We start from the raw sequence: 18,282 nt of genomic DNA on the forward strand, positions 1-18,282 counted from the left end.
TGAATGTTATAATATAACATTTCATTGTTTTTGCAATCCTTTACGATACTCAGTGTTATATTTTATTAGAATGTCCTTTGAATATTTTTGATTACATTAAAACATTATCTTTATGCCCTTTACCTTGTCGCATGCTGTGCTTGCTCCACCTATTTCATATTTGACTGGGAATAGACTTCCTGTTGCTGCGCTGGCGATTGGCTGTATGGTGCCCGATTTATATCGTCTCTTTACTTCGAGTAATTCAAATATCACGCATTTATGGTCTTCGCTGATACATCCTGACCTGTGGATCGGACTTATTTTCTGCATGATCTGGTATGGTCTATATCGCCCAGCTATTTACCGTTTCATCGGTATTCAGCATGATTTAGATATTTACAGCATCCTTTCAGCTTTAAGATTTATCTTGGTGATGTGTCTGGCACTCATCATTGGTACAGCCACCCATTTAATCTGGGATGGACTAACCCACGTCGATTTTCGAACTTTTGCCTTTCATAACGTCTTAGCACAACACTTCCAGCTCTTCGGAAAAAGTTATCCCTTGCACCGGATTTTACAGATTGGTACCTCAGTGATTGTCTTGCCTCTTATCCTGTGGATGAGCTTGCATTACTATAAAACTCATCAGCAATATCTTGCAGTCAGCCTGAAAATAAAATCGTTTGCTTGGGGCTTATTGCTCTTTTCTATATTTACCGGCCTATTTTCTGTCTGGGATTATGCGCGTTATATTTCTACTGAAGTCTGGCAATCGGACCTCTATTATTTTACTGGTCGCTCGATCAATGAATTTAGTCAAGGCTTTTTGATCACCTTTAGTCTGGGCTGTTTATTGTTTTTATTTTTAGACAGAGGTCGCAGGATGGGTTAAACAAAGCACTGGCTTTTCCTCTATTCACTTTAAAATGATATTGTTTTTGACCCAAGTTCTTGTGACAACATGCCCAAAGAGGCATAATCCTACCTTTACTCAAAGCGGTACGCTGTTTACGTATTCGCTGACCTTAACCCATATAGTTGGATTTCTAACGCTATGATGCGAACTCATTACTGCGGTTCTTTAACCGAAGCTCAAATTGACCAAACCGTAACATTATGCGGTTGGGTACACCGTCGCCGTGACCACGGTGGTGTAATCTTCCTTGACATGCGTGACCGTGATGGTCTTGTTCAAGTGGTTATTGACCCAGATACTCCTGAAGCATTCGCAACTGCTGATAAAGTACGTTCAGAATTTGTATTAAAAATTACAGGCCGTGTGCGTCGCCGTTATGAAGGCACAGAAAATGCCAATATGGTGAGCGGTCAAATCGAAGTCTTGGGTAAAGAAATTGAAGTTCTTGCTCAGTCTGAAACTCCGCCATTCCCTTTGAATGACGAAAACACCAATATTTCTGAAGAAATTCGTTTGAAATACCGTTTCCTGGACATCCGTCGTCCAGAAATGCTAGATCGTTTACGCTTCCGTTCTAAGTTAACCAACCTGATTCGTAACTACTTCGAAGACAATGGCTTCCTAGACGTTGAAACTCCGATCTTAACTCGTGCGACTCCTGAAGGTGCACGTGACTATCTAGTTCCAAGCCGTGTATCTAATGGTAGCTTCTATGCACTGCCACAATCTCCACAGCTGTTCAAACAGTTGTTGATGGTGGGCGGTATTGATCGTTACTACCAAATCGCTAAATGTTTCCGTGATGAAGACTTACGTGCGGATCGTCAGCCTGAATTCACCCAAATCGACGTTGAAACATCGTTCATGAGTGACGATGACATCATGGATTTAATGGAAACTTTAACTGTGAAGATGTTCAAAGAACTTCTAAACGTAGAGTTTGATAAATTCCCACGCATGACCTATAACAATGCAATGCGTGACTATGCATCTGACAAACCAGATATGCGTATTCCTTTGAAACTGGTTGACGTTGCAGACTTGATGCAAGACGTTGAGTTCAAAGTATTCGCAGGTCCTGCAAAAGATCCTAAAGGCCGTATCGTTGCGCTTCGCGTACCGGGTGCTGGTTCACTTCCACGTAGCGCGATTGATGAATATACGAAGTTTGTAGGCATCTACGGTGCACGCGGTTTGGCTTACATCAAAGTCAACGAACTTGAAAAAGGTATCGAAGGTCTTCAATCTCCAATCGTGAAATTCATCGAGCCAATCGTGCTTGATCTATTGAAACGTGTTGGCGCTGAAAATGGCGACATCGTATTCTTCGGTGCAGACAAAGCGAAAGTTGTAAACGATGCCATGGGCGCGCTTCGTGTGAAGATCGGTCATGACATGAAACTTGCAACTTGCGAGTGGGCGCCACTTTGGGTGGTTGATTTCCCAATGTTCGAAGAAACTGATGATGGTAAATGGACATCTGTGCATCACCCATTCACGCTGCCAAAATCTAGCGTAGAAGAAGTGAAGAACAACCCAGGCGCTGCGCTTTCTGTGGCTTACGATATGGTATTGAACGGTACTGAAATCGGTGGTGGTTCACTGCGTATCCATAACCTTGAAATGCAAAAAGCGATCTTTGAAGCGCTTGGCATTGGTGAAGAAGAAGCAGAAGAGAAATTCAGCTTCTTGTTAAATGCATTACGTTACGGTGCTCCTCCGCATGGTGGTTTGGCATTTGGTCTTGACCGTCTTGTGATGCTCATGACTGGCGGTTCTTCTATTCGTGACGTGATTGCATTCCCGAAAACCAAGACTGCTGAATGTCCATTAACGCAAGCACCAGCACCAGTTGAATCAAACCAGCTGCGTGACCTTGGTATTCGCTTACGTGAAAAACCAAAAGCTGAATCTCAAGAATAATTCTTGATGTTTTAAGTGAAAAAGCCCTGCCTCGTGTGGGGCTTTTTTTGTAAGATTGAGTCGCATCTGGAACAGTGGCATAATAGCCACAGTTTTTAATCTAAGGTAATTAGCAATGGCTATGCGTCCTTCAGTTCGTAATCGCAGCATTATGCTTATTGTATTTTCAGTGGTTCAATGGCTGTTCATGCGCTATATCCTTGCCAACAACCTGTTCAACCTCGATACCAATGACCGTATTGTGTACTTTTGCCTGAGCAGTATTTTAGGTGCCCTGCTGATTTTTGTAGGTTTGATTTATATGGTGCTGAAGGGCAATCCGGACAAAGACCTATAATCTGACCATCTGGATACCATGTACACCCTACTCAAAAATTTCTCTAAGCTTCCACTAAGATTCATTCAAAATCTTGCGCAACTGGCTGGATCACTTTTGTATCTCAGCCATTCTTCTGCACGCCAAGTGACCGAGATTAATCTGGCCTCTGCTTATCCTGAACTTTCTGAATCTGAACGGGCTGATTTGACTAAATGCAGTCTCAAAAGTCAGTGCATGACGTATGCGGAATCAGTCAAGATTTGGGGATCATCTCCTGAATATGCGCTGTCTTTAATTCGAGATGTGCATGGCGAAGATATTTTTCTCCAGGCTCTGCAAAATCCTCAGGGCTGCTTGGCTGTGGTGCCTCATTTTGGTACGTGGGAGCTTTTAAATGTCTGGGTAAATCAGCACACCTCCCCTGTAATTATGTACAAGCCCAGCAAGAATCAGGATATTGACCGCTTTATGCTTGAAGCCCGGCAACGTCTGAATGCCACACTGGTCCCGACAGATGATTCTGGTGTACGTGCTTTATTTAAGCATTTAAAACAGGGTGGTTTTTCTGCAATTTTACCGGATCATGTGCCTAAAGAAAGTGGTGGTATCTACTCACTTTTTTACAATCAGAATGCGCTATCTTCTACCTTACTTTCCAAACTGGCAGCTAAAACACAATGTTCTGTAGTTGGGCTTAGTTGTTTAAGACGTGAAGATTTTTCCGGTTATGATATTTACGTGACTAAGTTATCAAATGATATTTTATCTAAAGATTTACAACTGTCGGTTGATACCTTAAATAAAGAAATGGAGCGCATGATTAATGTCGCTCCAGAACAGTATTTGTGGGGGTATAAAAGGTTTAGGAAACTAAAGGACTCTAAAAATCTTTATAAACATTAATCCTCAACATTTTTTAATTCCCACATTACTAACATACAAACTGCTCAATATTAAAGGCTAATAAACTATATGAGTAGAATAAAATTTGGACAAAACATTTATGAATATTTTCTTTTTAAGAGAAAAATTTCTAAATTAAATAGCACTTTAATAATCGGATTTTTTTGATTAATAAAATCTTGATAAAACTCATTCAATAAGTCATACCGTTGTAGTTTAATAAAATGTTTTACTACACTTGCACCATATTCAATTTGTTTTAATTTAAATTTTGCTCTTTCATGTAAATAAATTACTAGTGCTGCTCTTTCAGTAGCAATAAATAATTTATTATTTATATTGTTAGCGGTTAAACCTTGCATTTGTAACTCTGTAAAAGTTACCCCACCTTCAAAAAAACTAAAGTCGATATATTCACTTAATTTTGCGAAGAAACGCCACTCACCTCCCCCTCGAATATGTTCAGGAAAGCGTATTCTTGTATCGGCTAAAATTTTTTGAGATAAAATATGAGTAGTATCTCTACGAATACATTTCCCAATTAGAGAATCCTTTAAATAATTATAACTGTCTTTTACTATATATAACTCAGTGAGTGACTTATTAGTATTATGAAAAACACGTCTTGACACAAACCATTGATAATTAATATTTTTTTTAATATATTCGTTTGCCTTAGACAAACAATTAATATCAAAATAATCATCATCATCTAAAAAAATAATGTAGTCTATTTCTTGCGAGCAAAGGTAATCTATACCTTTATTACGAGATATACCTACCCCTGAATTCACTTCATTCTTAATATAAACTAATTTATCACTTCCAAGTCTAAGATTTTCGGTTTCATGAGTTGTTGAATCATCAATAATAACATGAACCCAATTTGAATATGTCTGATTTTCAACACTCTGAATACATCTCTTCAATAGCTCAGGTCTATTAAAAGTCGGTGTAATAATTCCAAATTTAATCACTTCATTATTCCATAATATTTACTTACATAAGTCTAAATATGCTTTAGTAGCAACTAACTGCGTGAATTTTTGATTCAAATACGATACTTCTGTATCTTTTTCAACAAATAAACGGATTCGAGAAGCAAGTTCATCTACATCCTGTACTGCTACTAAATATTGATTTGCAAGAATTTCGTTGGGACCCGAAGGGCAATCAGTACTAATAACAGGAGTCCCCAAAGCTAAAGCTTCTAAAATTACTAACCCCAAGCCTTCAAAATCAGATGATAAAACCATCAACTTTGCATGCTTCATATATGGATAGGGATTTTTTTTGAAGCCTGTAAAAATCACCTTATCTTCAATACCTAAATCTTTAACCAATTTTTTAGAAGCTTCTAATAGCTCACCGGTCCCGACCAAAACCAGTTTTTCTTGAACATTAGCTTTTGCATAAGCTTTAATTAAAATATCATGTCGCTTCTGCTGCTTAAATTTTCCAACATTTACAATATACGGTTTTTCAATATCAGGGATATATTCATTTGATGTTGAAACAACCTGTTCAACATCAATCGGGTTATAAATTGTAGTGATCCGACTTTTTGAACCAAATATTTCAATAAAGTCTTTTTCGACCCCCTTACTCACAGCCACACAAGGCTTGGCTAAATAAACTTTATCTAGCTGTTTTCTCATACCCGCTAATTGTTCACCATATTCCAAACTCGTCGTGTTATGAATGACTAAGTGAACATTCGGCAACTGACTTTTTGATAATACAAAATCAACAGGAAATAAGTTTGATAGAACAAGATCAGGAGTACCAATATTTTTAATCACAAATCGATCAAAAGCTTTTGCTGCAAAACCGGCACGCATAAATTTGGGAATCGCCCGATACTTTTGATAATCAAAAAAGTGAAGTTTTACGCCTTCAGGGATCGGTAAATCAATAATGTTTTTAAAATAAATAATATGTGCTTCATGTCCAGCATCAACCAAACCTTTTGCAAGTGTTAATGCGAATCGCTCTGCTCCATTCCCTTGTAAGGTGAATATAGCTATTACAATTTTTTTCATCTGAAGATTTACCATTTATCAATATCCAAGACTTACCACCAGCTTGTGCGTTCTCTTTTATGACGCTGTTTCGAACGTGAATAAATATTATTATTTTCTTCACATTGTAGACGTTTAAAGATTTCAATAACAATTGCACCTAATTGATGTTCTGAACAAACCTGATCTAAGCGCCAACGCATATTTCGAAGTGTATCATCTGTGCCAACTGCCAAAGCTGATGTTCCATCAAAGAGAGCAACCCGTTGACTTTGTAATTTTTCTAAGGCGGTTTTGTTTTCCACATATCGTTGATTACACAAAATAGCTTCTGTTTCCTGAGCTTTAATTGTATTTATCAATACTACCGCTATCATCAATATTGCTCTCAGAGTAGTATCTTTTTCATAATCTATGAAAGTATCACAAGCAGAAACCAACCATCGCATATTCAAAGAGTTTAATAAAAAATCTCGCTCACTTAACCACAAATCTTTGAATTTATTATAATTTTTATCAATATCAATTTCACGACGAATCAAAACAATTAAACTGGCGTGAAAATGATTGATCTCAGGCTGCCCAACAAACTCTCGCTTAAGATTTTCTATATGCTTATTTAAATCTTTTTCAGAGCCATAGGTATATTCAATGTCATTTCCAACAATCAACTTTTTCTTAAGTGTCTCTATATCAGTTTGCTCCAAGCTTTCATAAATTTTATCTGCACCAAAACGACGTTGATGTCGACTAAATGAAAACCATTGCTCAAACTTGGATTTTTTTCTAGGAGGCATCACACACCACTACTTATTTAAGCTATTTCCTTGGGACTTTTCCCAAAGAATCAAATATTTATCAAATGTATAAAACATCAAAACTAAAGATGAAATGATCCCATATGCACCAGATAAGAATGCGCCGCGTATCCAATATTCACGTATAAACGAAAAACAGGTCCGCAAGAGTATACTAATCAAACTAATGTTTTTCTGATATTTGTATTTATCACAAGCCCAATCAAGACTATAACGATTACGCTTCACCACATAATGAAATAAATCTTCACTAGTAAAATGGAGATGCAAACCTTTTAATTTGACAATCTGAGCTCTGTTTGTATTGACAGACTCATGCACATCCAAATCAGAATAAGAAAAAAAGTGACGAGCATAAAGGCGATTTTCCCAATCACGATACCAACCTCTTAAATGCGTCGGTATACCTGAAAAATAATTCACTCTAGCCAAGCTAAAAACGCAATCTGTTTGTACTGACTGGTTTAAAATCTTGACTATCGACTCACGTAAACTTTGACTCAATCGCTCATCAGCATCTAATACTAAAATATAGTCACCCGTTGCATAGTGCTGTGCTAATTGACGTTGTTTTCCAAATCCCTGCCAATCTGTATTCACATACCACCGAGCATGATATTTTTCAGCTATCTGAGCAGTTTGATCATGACTACCTGAATCTAAAATCACAATTTCATCTACAATATCATGTACTGTATTTAAACAAGCTGCTAAATGTTTTGCTTCATTCTTAACAATCATAACCAAAGACAAAGTAGACTTTTTTTGTGATTGATCAATTGGGGTTAAAGTTTTTGCAATATCTACAGATTCCTGAAATGCTAGTTCTGCCTGATTATTAACTAAGTCATATAAAATTGCATATTTATTGAAAGTATATTGAGTAAATAGTAACGAATAAACCAGCCCATACTTCCCCATAAGGAAACGACCATCTATAAAATACTGCTTAAAAAACGCCCAAAAAGTATGCACAAAAATGCTTAATGCACCACAAGTTTTATTTCGTAGTGCACGATCATCAGCCCAAGCCTTGGCATAAGATAAACGCTTATCTATCCAAAAATATGGCGTTTCTGCAGTATGATGTAATAAAAGACCTTGTAAAGTAGAAGTATGAGCATCTTTGATTTCTATTGATTCGTGTACTAAATTATCATTATATTGAAAATTTGCTGGATACAATCGCCAATGCGCCTTTAACGGCCAATATGGATTATCAATTGCATGACCAAAGATACAATCGATTCGTTTAATACCATAAACTGTATTGGCAGGTGGCTGCGCAATCACCTCAAGAATGCTTTGCTTCAACTGAGGGGTGATTTCTTCGTCTGCATCTAGTGCTAAAATCCAGTCACCCGTTGCATAACTCTGCGCCAATTGTCTTTGCTTGCCAAAACCTTGCCAATTTGTATTCACGAACCATTGACCACCAGCAGATTCCACTAGTTGCCGACTATCATCAGTACTACCAGAATCAAGAACAATAAGCTCATCAATCCAACCCCTTAAAGCAGGTAAGGATATGGCTAAATTTTTTGCCTCATTTTTTACCATCATCACAACACTTAAGCGAAATGGCCGAGGTTGTTGATTTAATACAAACGACATAAGATTACTGCCAAGCCTCTTTAATCCAATCTGATGGCAATACATAACGGTACCATTTCCCACCACCACCATTCACTGCATCTGGCGGATTAATTTCACCGTGGAATACAATAATTTTAGCGCCTTCAGGTTTCACAGGGGGCTTAAAGTAAGCCATCGGGATTTTTTGCAGGCAATGATACTTATAGCTCTTGCACCAACTTTCTGGCCAATAGGTCTGTTTACCTTCACGGTCTACATACCAAGACAAATAGGCTTGCTCATTACGGAATTTTTTACGGATTTCATCAAAGTTTTCACGGAAATAAGGTAACAGACCTGGGAAAGCACCCAGTTTAAACCGGTAAACCGAACTGTTACCGGTAATACGCCACGGCCGTTTCCAGTCATGGATAATCAGAAAGTCGCCCGGATAGGTAAAGAACTCATCGATATTATCGACAATCACTACATCAAGATCGAGAAATAATGCATTGCCTTCCAAACCATACAGATCAGGCTCAAAAGTTGATAGCTTGTTCCAGCCACGCTCAGGCGCACCTTCAGGCAATGCCAAAGGTGGAATAGGGAAACATTGTACTGCAGGATCAATGCCTTCAGTACGATCCGTCAGACAGACCATCTTAAAGTCGACTGTCGTATGTCGTTTAACCATATTGTATAAACGATTGACGTATTCCGAACCGTATTTGGTTCCCCATTTCATACAAATAACGATGTTACTCATTGCGTATGCCTAAGCTCATCTTAAAATCTTCTTGATGCTGAATATGATGACATAAGTTCAGCAGAATAAGTACATCTGTTAAAAAAAACCTCTCAAATGAGAGGTTTTTTCAAGCAATAAATTCTGAATTACTTCACATAAGTTAACCAGTGTACATATTTAGGATCTTTACCCTGAACTGCATCAAAATAAGCTTTCTGGATTTGTGTGGTGATTGGACCACGTACACCCTCACCAATCTGACGGTCATCGTATTCACGGATTGGTGTTACTTCTGCAGCAGTACCGGTAAAGAATGCTTCATCTGCGATGTAGAACTCATCACGGGTAATACGACGTTCAATTACGTCATAACCCAGGTCTTTAGCAATAGTAATAATGGTTTGGCGGGTAATACCATCCAGCGCGCCACCTGCGATATCAGGCGTATGAATCACGCCATCACGCACCAGGAATACGTTTTCGCCAGAACCTTGGCATACATAGCCTTGTGGGTCGAGCAGCATTGCTTCGTCATAACCTGAATGCGCCACTTCCTGATGTGCAAGAATGGACAAGGTGTAGTTGCCTGATGCTTTGGCCTTACACATAGTGACGTTCGGATGATGGTGGGTAAATGAAGAAGTTTTTACGCGAATACCCTTCGCCATTGCTTCTTCACCGAGGTAAGCACCCCAGCTCCATGCCGCAACTACGGCATGAATGGTATTGTCAGTTGCAGCGATACCGAGTTTTTCAGAACCAATAAAAATAATTGGACGTAAATAGCAAGACGCTAATTTGTTTTCACGAACAACATCAATTTGAGCCTGTTCTAATGCTGCTTGATCAAATGGAACTTTCATTTGATAAATTTTTGCAGAATTCAACAAACGCTTCGTATGTTCTTTTAGACGGAAAATAGCCGTTCCATTCGGGGTTTCATAAGCACGGACGCCTTCAAACACACCCATGCTGTAATGCAAAGTATGTGTTAATACGTGAGTTTTTGCCTCACGCCAGTCAACTAGTTGTCCATCTTGCCAAATGAAACCATCACGATCAGCCAAATTCATGCCACAAACTCCAATTTCTCACAATTATTCACTATCCAGTGCAAAGTCTGCACTTGGATCAATTAGTCTTTGCCATAACTTGCAAACGGTCATTCGGGTATCGTGCCAGTCGCTTGCAGACACTTGCATGGATTGATTTGCAAGGGCTAAGCGATGGCTCTCGGCGCGTTCACGGAGATAAGCTTGAATCAGAGCAGTCGCATCGTCGCTGGATAAGCAACCTGATTTTGCGGCATCCTCAAGAATTCGTACATTGTCGGAGAAATGGGCGAGATCTTTATTCGTCCCACTCCAAGCCAACACCGCATACTGTGCCATAAATTCGATGTCTACGATACCACCTGCATCTTGTTTTAAATGAAAAATACCATCTTTTTTTTGCTCTTTAGAAGAACCGAGATGCTCCTTCATTTTCTGACGCATTTTCAGTACTTCTGCCCGTACATAATTTTCATCGCGAGGCTGAATCAAAATATCCCGGCGCAAGACTTCAAACTTTTTTCGCAAGCTCATTTCACCCGCAATCGGACGGGCTCGCACCAGTGCCTGATGCTCCCATAGCCAGGCACTTTTGAACTGGTACTGTTCAAAGGCTTTTAAACTGGTGACCAAAAGCCCAGCTTCGCCCGATGGACGCAATCGGGTATCGACTTCATATACACGTCCATCCAAGGTTTGCGTGGTCATCAGTGACATAAACTTTTGTGCAACCCGCATGGCAAATTCAAAGCCACTGATCGGCTTAAGTCCATCGGTATCGGCCTGTTCACCCATATAGTGAATAAACACCAGATCCAGATCCGAGCCATAACCCAATTCAATTCCACCGACTTTACCATAACCAATGACTGCAAAAGCCGTATGCTCGACTGAACAGCGCTGCCCTTCTGCATCCAGTGGAAAACCATGCTTTTTTGCCACAATCTGATAGGCCAGATGCAGCGCTGCATTCACCGATACTTCAGCAATATCGGTCAAGGCATCGGAAACTTTCATCAGCGGGCTTTCTGCCAGTACATCACTGGCGGCAACGGCCAGAACATTAGATTTTTTAAACAGGCGCAAAACCCGCATCTGGTCTTCGACCTGATCAATTTCAATCCGTAACAGTTGCTGGCGCAAGGAATCTTCCAGATCCTTACGTTTTGGCAATTCAAAATCCATCGACAGGAATTCGTCCAGTAGCACCGGATAATGGGTCAGTTCTTCACAAATCCAGGGGCTGACCGTGGCCATCTTCACCAGTCGCTGCAAAGCCCCTTTGCTCTCAATTAACATCACCAGATATACCGTACGGCGCATCACCGATTCGACTAGGGGCATCAGTCGTACCAGTGCTGTCTGCGGATCATCTGACTGTAAAATGGCTTCAATTAAATGCGGCCAGAAGGTTTTTAAACGTTGTACCGCCTTTGCCGGTAATTTTTTTAAGGCATGCCCATTCCAAAACTCATGAACGAGATTCTTCGCATTCTCATCCAACACTTCTTTGAGTTTTTTTTCCAGCTGTGAAAAACTTTCAACCAGGGTATCAGGACCATTTTCCTTGATTAAATGATCAAACTGATACATCACTTTGTCACGCTTTTCATTGAGATATGCCATAAAGCTTTCCCAATCAGCAAAACCAAGCGTGTCCGTTATACGCCCCCTTAATTCTGGCTCTGTCGGTAGTAATTGCGTTTGCTGATCATTCAGTGCCTGAATCGCGTGCTCAACCCGGCGCAGGAATAAATAGGCATCTTCCAGATCCTGCACCGCCTGTTCATCCAGCAATTCAGCATCATCCAGATGATTCAGATTTACCAGACACTGGCGATCCTGCAATTCAAGCTTGGCCCCGCCATAAATCAACTGAAACACCTGCACGATAAATTCGACCTCGCGAATGCCACCGGCACCGAGCTTGATATCATCTTCAATATTACGGCGTTGTACTTCGCGCTCAATCATGGCTTTCATTTCGCGCATGGCTTCAAAGGCGCTGTAATCGACGTACTTACGAAATACAAATGGACGGGTCATCTCCAGCAGCTCATCGCCTTCCGGACTTGGATTAACAATACGCGCTTTAATCCAAGCATAACGTTCCCATTCACGTCCATGCTGGCTTAGATATTTTTCCAAAGCCGCATGGCTAATGGCTAGCGCTGAACCATCGCCCCAGGGACGCAGGCGCATATCCACCCGGAATACAAAACCATCCGCCGTGATCTGATCCAGCAAATGAATGAGTTTTTGTCCCCACAGGATGCAAAACTGCTGCACATCAATACATTTACGCCCATCAGTTTCACCCTGCTCATCGAAGGCAAAAATCAGGTCGATATCACTGGAAAGATTAAGTTCTTGCGCGCCGAGTTTCCCCATGGCAATGACAATCAGATCCTGGACTTTTCCGTTATAGCCAATCGGCTGGCCATACTTGGCAGCGACCGGAATACGGGCAAAATCTTTCGCCGCACAGATGCAGGCATCGGCAAAATCGGAGAGTTCTTGAGTGAGGATAATAACATCGGTGAGTTGATTGGCATCCTGCCAGATCCAGCGAAACATCAAACGAGCCCGCAGAATACGCATTGCGCGCATCCACGTTGCTTCATCGCTTATATTCAGGATGCAGTGCTGCACCAGCTGATCAATATATTCCCGACTGAGTGAGCCTTGAAACTGATCAATTGCATAATCCTGTTCCAGTAAACTCTGGTGATTGGCCAATACCTGTTCGGTATATTGGCTAGCTCTTAAGGTTTTCTGCAATTGTGCCGCATTCATCACTCAACTCTTCCCCTGAAACATTCTGCTTAGTTTTGACATACTCCCACCACTTTCACGATGTTCAAGTGGGGGATTCTAAAAGTAAAAGCTCTTAGGTGACTTCCTCACGGATTTCACTTGCTTTCTGCTTCGCAAGGTGACCTTTACCGCATCCACCCTCCACAGACAAAACGGTATGTCCTACCGCCAAAATATTGCGAGAAGCATTAATATCTGCATTCTCGCCAAAGCTACACTCGACACAACTAAAGTTTGCTTGAGTAAGCCTATTTTCTTTTGCAACGTGACCACATGAACTACAAGTCTGACTTGTATATTTAGGGTCAACTTTAACGAGTAAACCACCTCGCCATTGCTGTTTGTACACCAACATATTAACAAGCATTGACCAACCTTGATCCAGGATTGATTTATTTAAGCCGGACTTGGCTTTAACATTCTTTCCTTTTTTCTCGATTGAGCCTTTCGCTGACTTCGACATATTGGCTACTTTTAAGTCCTCAACTACGATCATTACGTGGTTTTTGCTGAGCGTTGTGGTGACTTTGTGCAAGTAGTCATGCCGAATATTGGCAATATGATGGTGTAATGTATTGATCTTGAGATTCAGCTTTTTCCAATTTTGACTGAACTTGTTTTTCTTTCTCAGCTTGCGCTGAAGCCTAGCCAACTTTACTTGATTGGCCTTGAAACTATTGATCGGGTCGAATACTTGACCACTAGACGTTGTAATTAACTTTTTAACACCTAAATCAATGCCAACGGCTGATTTTGATGGGTGGACTGGTGCTTCTACTGTGTTTTCAGCACCAAATGACACATACCATTTCCCGACATGCTTTGAGATTGTGACGTTCTTAATCTCACCCACAATATTTTGTGATTTTCTGAATTTCACAACGCCAATGTCATTAGGTAACTTAACTTGGTTGCCTTTAACCCAACAATATCTGCCAAATTGAACAATACGAATGGAATCATAACCATCAGATTTCTTTTTGAATCGTGGCATAAGTGGTCTAAGTTGAACTTCACCACCATCGGATAATTTAAAAAATCGTGGCTTCTTAGCTCTAAATGGTTTTTGCTTTAACTTAGCTTGTTCCTTTTTGTTAAAAAACTTCCCCCAAGCATCACCAAGATCACGAACTTTTTGTTGGAGTGAAACGCCATTTGAGCTGTTTTCTAGAAAAGCACATTCAGGTTTTTTGCGTAATTCAGGAATTTTATTGACTAAATTAACTTTGTTGATTCGCTCATTATTAGCAAGCATCTCGAACGAAACAGCTAAAATTTGATTCCAAACAAAACGTGCAGAGCCAAGCAACTTGTTTAAAACAAGCTCCTGTTCCGCATTAGGCTCAAGCCTAAATTTGTACGCTTTGTTGATCTTCATTTCGCCTTAAATCTATTTAGATACAGAGACTTAATGCAAATTATTCTATCATATTGCACTAAAAAAAGTCGTGAAATTCACCTCCACCCTAATGTTGGGTGGAGTCCTCTTTCACACTAAAGATAGCAGGAGTTTTGTCTCAGTGGGAATGTTTTAGCTTGAAATTTACTTCTTTAAGACTGCTCGGCATGTACATCTTCAAGCACCAGTGCCTGATGATCATTGGTGACCATCGGCAAATGCACGGTAAAGGTCGTACCTCGACCCTCTTTGGAATTCACAGCAATTTGACCATGGTTCAGGTCAATAAAGCGCTTGCAGAGTACCAGTCCCAAACCTGCCCCTTTCTCTTCAGCTGTGCCTCTAACACTGACACCCAAAGTCGGTTTAAACAGATTCTGCATCTGCTCTTCAGTCATCCCCAAGCCAGTATCCTGAATCGTAATCTTGACCTGCTCGCCTTCCATTTCTGCAGCTAAAATCACTTTACCGCCTTGATTCACCGGGGTGAATTTAAGCGCATTCGACACCAGGTTCTGCAAGACAGAGGTAATCATGTTGATATCCGCATGTACCTTGATGTCTTCAGGAATATTATCAACCAGTTCAATTTTTTTATTTAAGGCCAGACTTTTCAGCACACTGCACACAATATTACTGGATTGTTTCAATTCATAATTAATCGGATGATAAATAAAGCGTCCACCCTCTGCCATCGCCCAAGTCAGCAGGCTTTCCAGCAGGTTATAGGTCGATTGTGCATTATCATATAAATAATCCGCGATGCTCTGGATACTGGATTCGTCCAGAGTGTCACGCTCCTGCGCTAGCACTTCGGAAAAGCCCAGTAAACCATGAAATGGTGCACGCAAGTCATGCGCAATAATCTGGAAAAATTTGGTTTTACTGAAGTTGAGTGCGCATTGCTGTTCATATAATTCTTTCAGTTCAGTATGTTCTTGATTGAGCTGAATTCGAATCACTAAACTTTCAGCAAATTGTTTGATGGTGGCAATATCGTCCTGATCGAACAGTTCGGTCTGATCATCAAAGAAAATGACCTGTCCAAAAGACACACCGCTACTTGATTTTAAATTAAAGGCGACCAATCTCTGATGCGCTACACCGAGATCTTTCACATAATTTGACAGTTCTGTATAAGCAGGATGCATCTGGTCGATGACATCTGCGTGTTGCAGATACGTAGGCAGATTCACGTCCTGCGGGGCGTGCAAAGCCCGGAAACCGCGCGGACAGCTGTACCAGATATAGGGCTCCGTGTGGAAGCGAATAATGCTGGTTTTAACGTTTAAAACTTTACGGGCGATCTTACAAAAGGTATCTAATAGGTTATTGGAGGTATAGACACCTAAAATGAGAGATATACGGCACGAGCTTAATTGCTCCGTATTCTGACCGACCTCTAGCAGTTTTAGTTCCATGTCTGCCTCTCTGAATGTTTATGGAATAAAGAAAACACAGCCGACCAAATTCATACAATCAATAACAAAGATTCTATATTTACTCAACGATGAAAACCCACCTCTAGGTTAAAGGATTTGTTAACCTGTTTCTATCCAGATACATTCTTAACTGCAAGGTACTGATATTTAATTGATTAAGAATAACTTGAAAATTTACTATTCTAAAAAAACCTACATAAGTATTTGAAATTAATATATCTCACCTAAAATAAGTATCTTTATTTGTATTTACTGTAACACACTACTGACTAAAAAATACCCACCATCGCTTTTTACTCTATTTAAAGTAAAAGCTAATGATTTTTCAACTATATAGTTTGACCTTATGATTAAAAACAGATTTTATATCAGGCTTCATCTACCTAATAATGCTCAGAATTAATTTTTAATTTTTTAAAATATCTTAACAATTCTAATGTAAGAAATATTTTAAATATCAGCATTTCAACTAAAAACAGACCCAAAAAACCACTGAGGATTGTAAAGAACTTACATTTATTAACAAATTAATTATGAAAATTTTGTGTTTTTTATCCTCAGTGCAGTTTTAGAAGCTGGAATAGAAATATTAAAATAGATCACTTATAGGCTATGCATGTCTACGTCAAACCAATCGGCTCAGAATAGCTATAAAAAAAGCGGCCTAAAAAGACCGCCTTTTTATATGGCTACTTAATTGTCAGAAATCAAGGCCACTTGCTGTACATAGTTAAACAGCTTTAATTTAGAAGCATTTACTTCCTCTTCAGGTGCTTGATTCTTTAAATCACGGTGTACCCGAAGATAATGTTGACGTAAGGTATGACGCTCTGTCGCATTATAGGTTTTGGTAAATTCATTGATGGCCGGATCTCCATCTTTGACAATTCGATCCACCCAACGCTGTAATTGAGCTGTCTTTTTAAGACCTTGTTTGGGTGTTAAATAAGACAAAATTACCGTTTCATTTTCATTACGTAATAATTTACCAATCCGTGAAAATTGACGACGACGTGCTTCATGTGAACTAATTGCCTGCACATCAAGCAAGGCATCAATCAAACGCTCATCTACGGGTAGATTTTTAATTTGTTTAGCGCTCAGCTCTGCAAGCTGCGCACCTAAAGCAGCCATACGCTGGACTGCTTTTTTCTGTTCGGTCTTACTTGCGCGTCCCTCTAAAGAATCAAAATCTTCTTCAGTTAAACTGTTCGGTCGACGTGCCACGATTAATCTGCCTCATAAAATTTTGCTGCAAATAGTGCCTGAATTTCAGATAAGGCTTTGTCCTCGTCTGCTCCTTCAATCACTAAGCGTAAAGTTGTTCCTTTGCCTGCACCAAGCATGAGCAATGACATGATATTTTTGGCATCTACCAATTTGTCAGCCTTGCCAATCTGGATACTGGAACGAAATTTGGTGGTAACTTCTATCAGTTTACCAGATGCGCGTGCATGTAAACCCAGTTTATTAATTACGTCAACTGTCGTATCAATCATGACCAGTGCTTCATTTCTCGATGGAGGACTTGAATAGACCATTTTGCCTCAAGGGCTTTTTTTAGTCTATCCACAATATAAACAGAACGATGCTGACCACCGGTACAGCCAATCGACACGGTCATATAATGACGATGCCCTTCAGCAAAGGTCGGCAACCACTTGTCCAGAAAATGATACAGATCATTGAACATATCCTCGACCTGATCGCTCTTTTGTAAAAACGCCTGCACCGGCTGATCTAGTCCTGAAAATTTGCGCAGTTCCAGTTCCCAATGCGGATTCGGTAAATGTCGGACATCAAAGACATAATCGGCATCCAGTGGAATGCCATGCTTATAACCAAAGGATTGCAGAATCAGGATCAGGTTATCGGCCTGTCCAAGCTTGGACAACAAAGTATGTTTCAGATCATGCACGCTTTTATCGGTGGTATCGATATGCACCGTAGAACGCAACTGAATCGGCATCAACAGGATTTTTTCTTCCTGTATACACTGATTCAGGCTTTTAAAGCGTGATGCTAGAGGATGCGGCCGACGCGAAGCACTAAAGCGGGCAATCAGCTCCTGATCCTGCGTGGTCAGATAAATAATATCGACCGAACCATGCTGTTGCAGTTGCTCAAATACATGATCAAATTCTTGTAAATCTGCCCGGGTACTGCGCACATCGACGCCCAGTGCCAGCTGTTCCAGATTATTTTCACTGTCCAGTTTTGCCACGATTTCGGGAAGCAATGCCAAAGGCAGATTATCAATACAGTAATAACCCAGATCTTCAAGCACCTGTAATGCAGATGATTTACCCGAACCAGATTGTCCTGTGACAATTAAAATGCGCTTCATGCATGCTACCCTTTCAT

General features: G+C 40.2%; 16 protein-coding genes. 4 read left to right on the forward strand and 12 right to left on the reverse strand.

Annotated elements, in window-relative coordinates; all coding sequences use genetic code 11:
• The first annotated feature begins 112 nt into the window (after nt 1-112).
• The 4 genes from G4D73_RS06790 to G4D73_RS06805 all read left to right on the forward strand — a co-directional run bounded on the left by G4D73_RS06790 (nt 113) and on the right by G4D73_RS06805 (nt 4,046).
• On the forward strand, nt 113-877 hold the full coding sequence (locus G4D73_RS06790) for a DUF4184 family protein (RefSeq protein ID WP_213687668.1): 765 nt from the start codon (nt 113-115) through the stop codon (nt 875-877).
• A gap of 162 nt (nt 878-1,039) precedes the next feature.
• Complete coding sequence (gene aspS / locus G4D73_RS06795; RefSeq protein WP_213687669.1) at nt 1,040-2,824, forward strand: aspartate--tRNA ligase; 1,785 nt, start codon at nt 1,040-1,042, stop codon at nt 2,822-2,824.
• 115 nt (nt 2,825-2,939) lie between these two features.
• A complete protein-coding gene (locus tag G4D73_RS06800; RefSeq protein ID WP_213687670.1) occupies nt 2,940-3,161 on the forward strand; it encodes a hypothetical protein in 222 nt (73 codons plus the stop codon).
• 18 nt (nt 3,162-3,179) lie between these two features.
• Entirely contained in the window at nt 3,180-4,046 is an 867-nt protein-coding gene (locus G4D73_RS06805) for a lysophospholipid acyltransferase family protein (protein ID WP_213687671.1), read from the forward strand.
• A gap of 98 nt (nt 4,047-4,144) precedes the next feature.
• Here G4D73_RS06805 and G4D73_RS06810 read toward each other — a convergent pair whose 3' ends face one another.
• From G4D73_RS06810 to rapZ, 12 genes are all read right to left on the reverse strand, one after another.
• Nucleotides 4,145-5,023, reverse strand: a complete 879-nt coding sequence (locus G4D73_RS06810; RefSeq protein ID WP_213687672.1) for a glycosyltransferase family 2 protein — start codon at nt 5,021-5,023, stop codon at nt 4,145-4,147.
• 18 nt (nt 5,024-5,041) lie between these two features.
• Nucleotides 5,042-6,088 (reverse strand): glycosyltransferase, encoded by a 1,047-nt coding sequence (locus G4D73_RS06815; RefSeq protein WP_213687673.1) that lies wholly within the window; start codon nt 6,086-6,088, stop codon nt 5,042-5,044.
• 32 nt (nt 6,089-6,120) lie between these two features.
• Nucleotides 6,121-6,864: a hypothetical protein gene (locus tag G4D73_RS06820; RefSeq protein WP_201701596.1), complete on the reverse strand. Its 744-nt coding sequence runs from the start codon at nt 6,862-6,864 to the stop codon at nt 6,121-6,123.
• Nucleotides 6,865-6,873: 9 nt separating this feature from the next.
• Nucleotides 6,874-8,499 carry a glycosyltransferase family 2 protein gene (locus G4D73_RS06825; RefSeq protein ID WP_213687674.1) on the reverse strand — a complete coding sequence of 542 codons (1,626 nt, stop codon included), beginning with the start codon at nt 8,497-8,499 and terminating at the stop codon, nt 6,874-6,876.
• 4 nt (nt 8,500-8,503) lie between these two features.
• Entirely contained in the window at nt 8,504-9,226 is a 723-nt protein-coding gene (locus tag G4D73_RS06830; RefSeq protein WP_213687675.1) for a glycosyltransferase, read from the reverse strand.
• Between the two features lie 128 nt (nt 9,227-9,354).
• Nucleotides 9,355-10,281 carry a branched-chain amino acid transaminase gene (locus G4D73_RS06835; protein ID WP_213687676.1) on the reverse strand — a complete coding sequence of 309 codons (927 nt, stop codon included), beginning with the start codon at nt 10,279-10,281 and terminating at the stop codon, nt 9,355-9,357.
• 24 nt (nt 10,282-10,305) lie between these two features.
• Nucleotides 10,306-13,056 (reverse strand): bifunctional [glutamate--ammonia ligase]-adenylyl-L-tyrosine phosphorylase/[glutamate--ammonia-ligase] adenylyltransferase, encoded by a 2,751-nt coding sequence (gene glnE / locus G4D73_RS06840; protein ID WP_213687677.1) that lies wholly within the window; start codon nt 13,054-13,056, stop codon nt 10,306-10,308.
• Between the two features lie 94 nt (nt 13,057-13,150).
• The gene (locus G4D73_RS06845) at nt 13,151-14,455 is read right to left on the reverse strand and encodes an RNA-guided endonuclease InsQ/TnpB family protein (protein ID WP_213687678.1); all 1,305 of its coding nucleotides are present in this window, start codon (nt 14,453-14,455) and stop codon (nt 13,151-13,153) included.
• A gap of 173 nt (nt 14,456-14,628) precedes the next feature.
• Entirely contained in the window at nt 14,629-15,897 is a 1,269-nt protein-coding gene (locus G4D73_RS06850) for a sensor histidine kinase (protein ID WP_213687679.1), read from the reverse strand.
• A gap of 714 nt (nt 15,898-16,611) precedes the next feature.
• Entirely contained in the window at nt 16,612-17,145 is a 534-nt protein-coding gene (yjgA, locus tag G4D73_RS06855) for a ribosome biogenesis factor YjgA (protein ID WP_004278333.1), read from the reverse strand.
• Nucleotides 17,146-17,147: 2 nt separating this feature from the next.
• On the reverse strand, nt 17,148-17,417 hold the full coding sequence (locus G4D73_RS06860; RefSeq protein ID WP_034438008.1) for an HPr family phosphocarrier protein: 270 nt from the start codon (nt 17,415-17,417) through the stop codon (nt 17,148-17,150).
• Nucleotides 17,414-18,265 (reverse strand): RNase adapter RapZ, encoded by an 852-nt coding sequence (gene rapZ / locus G4D73_RS06865; protein WP_004278335.1) that lies wholly within the window; start codon nt 18,263-18,265, stop codon nt 17,414-17,416. The genes G4D73_RS06860 and rapZ overlap by 4 nt, the downstream gene beginning before the upstream one ends.
• Between the last annotated feature and the right edge of the window lie 17 nt (nt 18,266-18,282).

The organism is Acinetobacter sp. WY4 (assembly GCF_018438165.1).
GTDB lineage: Bacteria > Pseudomonadota > Gammaproteobacteria > Pseudomonadales > Moraxellaceae > Acinetobacter.

Bases quoted from the DNA above. Each gene is read 5' to 3' on its own strand.
- G4D73_RS06790 (WP_213687668.1), top strand. From the start codon at position 113: ATGCCCTTTACCTTGTCGCATGCTGTGCTTGCTCCACCTATTTCATAT.
- aspS (WP_213687669.1), top strand. From the start codon at position 1,040: ATGATGCGAACTCATTACTGCGGTTCTTTAACCGAAGCTCAAATTGAC.
- G4D73_RS06800 (WP_213687670.1), top strand. From the start codon at position 2,940: ATGGCTATGCGTCCTTCAGTTCGTAATCGCAGCATTATGCTTATTGTA.
- G4D73_RS06805 (WP_213687671.1), top strand. From the start codon at position 3,180: ATGTACACCCTACTCAAAAATTTCTCTAAGCTTCCACTAAGATTCATT.
- G4D73_RS06815 (WP_213687673.1), bottom strand. From the start codon at position 6,088: ATGAAAAAAATTGTAATAGCTATATTCACCTTACAAGGGAATGGAGCA.
- G4D73_RS06820 (WP_201701596.1), bottom strand. From the start codon at position 6,864: ATGCCTCCTAGAAAAAAATCCAAGTTTGAGCAATGGTTTTCATTTAGT.
- G4D73_RS06825 (WP_213687674.1), bottom strand. From the start codon at position 8,499: ATGTCGTTTGTATTAAATCAACAACCTCGGCCATTTCGCTTAAGTGTT.
- G4D73_RS06830 (WP_213687675.1), bottom strand. From the start codon at position 9,226: ATGAGTAACATCGTTATTTGTATGAAATGGGGAACCAAATACGGTTCG.
- G4D73_RS06835 (WP_213687676.1), bottom strand. From the start codon at position 10,281: ATGAATTTGGCTGATCGTGATGGTTTCATTTGGCAAGATGGACAACTA.
- glnE (WP_213687677.1), bottom strand. From the start codon at position 13,056: ATGAATGCGGCACAATTGCAGAAAACCTTAAGAGCTAGCCAATATACC.
- G4D73_RS06845 (WP_213687678.1), bottom strand. From the start codon at position 14,455: ATGAAGATCAACAAAGCGTACAAATTTAGGCTTGAGCCTAATGCGGAA.
- G4D73_RS06850 (WP_213687679.1), bottom strand. From the start codon at position 15,897: ATGGAACTAAAACTGCTAGAGGTCGGTCAGAATACGGAGCAATTAAGC.
- G4D73_RS06860 (WP_034438008.1), bottom strand. From the start codon at position 17,417: ATGATTGATACGACAGTTGACGTAATTAATAAACTGGGTTTACATGCA.
- rapZ (WP_004278335.1), bottom strand. From the start codon at position 18,265: ATGAAGCGCATTTTAATTGTCACAGGACAATCTGGTTCGGGTAAATCA.